This window comes from Psychrobacter sp. 1U2, assembly GCF_051847575.1.
On sequence record NZ_JBPYDC010000154.1, the window covers coordinates 1 to 1,591 of the forward strand.

The 1,591-nt window shown below is 46.4% G+C and carries 2 protein-coding genes; both read right to left on the minus strand.

The annotated features are described in order from the left end of the window. Positions 1 to 962 (minus strand): hypothetical protein (locus ACS8FD_RS14025; protein WP_439276322.1); only part of this gene is annotated, 962 nt, incomplete at its 3' end. Between the two features lie 63 nt (positions 963 to 1,025). Then, positions 1,026 to 1,591, minus strand: a 566-nt coding sequence (locus ACS8FD_RS14030; protein ID WP_439276323.1) for a mechanosensitive ion channel family protein, incomplete at its 5' end; no start/stop codon positions are given.

Sequence of the window (1,591 nt, forward strand, 5' to 3'; positions counted from 1 at the left end):
AACATAAAAAACATACAAATTAAGGTCAGTACCAGTGCCAAATAGGTGGCTGCCGCTGTAACCACTGAACTCTCCGACGTCTGCCCTCGCCGTGTTGCAATCAGCCGAAAAGAAAAAGCTCGATATAGCACAAAGCTGGCTGCCAAAAAACTTGTAATCACAAAGACTGTGAGCTGTCCGTAGGAAACTGAAGCAGCAAAATCCCATGTCTCCCCGCCAAATATAAGGACGATAATCACTGAAAGCGCTGTTGCGATCATGGTTGGTAGCTTGGTGGTAATGCGTAACGGATTCGCTCTAATAGCGCCGCGAAATATTCGAGGAAGGTTGCCTAAGATGTGACGTATGATAAAGGTAAGCTTACCGCCCCTAGAGTAACGATCATTGGCTTCTTGTGGCAAATTTTTGACCATCTGCTGCTGCTGAATCACTGTGAAATGTCGCATGGCGTCAAGATCGTCTGACATCTCCACTCGCGCCAAATAGTTGGTTGGCTCCTTTGTATAGCTTAGGTTGAGCAGTCGCCCAAAGCAGTGCAGCATTATCGTGGTAAGTCGCTCGGTACGAAGCCCTTTTTGTAAAAGCTTGTCCTCTCCATGATCGACCAAGCGGCGCGTGGAGATTACAGCCACGTTCGTAAGCTGCGATGGCAGCGCAAGAAGGTAGGACATCGACGCGGCGGCAATCTCAACATCTGTAACGATAAGCAAAAAGGCCAGTTTGCGTTCAGTCTTTTCGTTGATACCGATCTGTACAAAGTCGAGGGCTTGGTAGCCTTGCCTGCTAGGAGTAAGGCTATGCCCTGTAAAGGAAAACGACGACACCTCAATATCCAACGTCTTTTGGACAACTTGATTAAACGCAACCATAGCTGCTTCAGTTAAGGTATCTAAAGCACTGTGGTCTTGTTTTTGAGCCACGCTAAGTTTCATGACTCCAAGGGCGATGGTTCTTTTAGTCATAGGCAAAGACTACTCAACGTAGACAAACATTGTGGCCAAAGCAGAGGCCTTATTGTAATCAAGCTATTTTTCAGCTTTATCGGTATTAACAGCTTGATGTTCATTTAATCTATTGACGATGGCTTTTACTGAAGGATCGCTTAGATCTATCGTCCTTATTGGGAAGGGGATATTGATATCTGCTGCATCCAGCGCTGTCTTAATCTCAACGATGACTTGATGAATCGAGGCGACTTTGTTTGCTTGAGTACCATCTTCGATAAACCAGCGTACTGTCAGATCTATAGACGAGCCACCAAAGCCAGTTGCGATAACACTTGGTTTAGCTTTCGTCGATACGCTATCGGCCTTATCTAACGCACGTAAAATCTCCGCTTTTGCCGTCTCAATATCGTCTTCATAGCCGATACCGACTGCCACTTGCAGACGGCGCTGCTTATACGCCGTATTGACAGTCAATGCTGACGTATACAGATCTGAGTTTGGAATGACCACTTGCCGACCATCATAAGTCCTGATAGTCGTCGCACGGATTTTGATGTCTTCAACAGTCCCTTCATAATCGCCTGAGACAATCTGATCGCCGATACGAAAGGGTTCTGAGAGCAGCAGCAAAATACCAGAGAGCA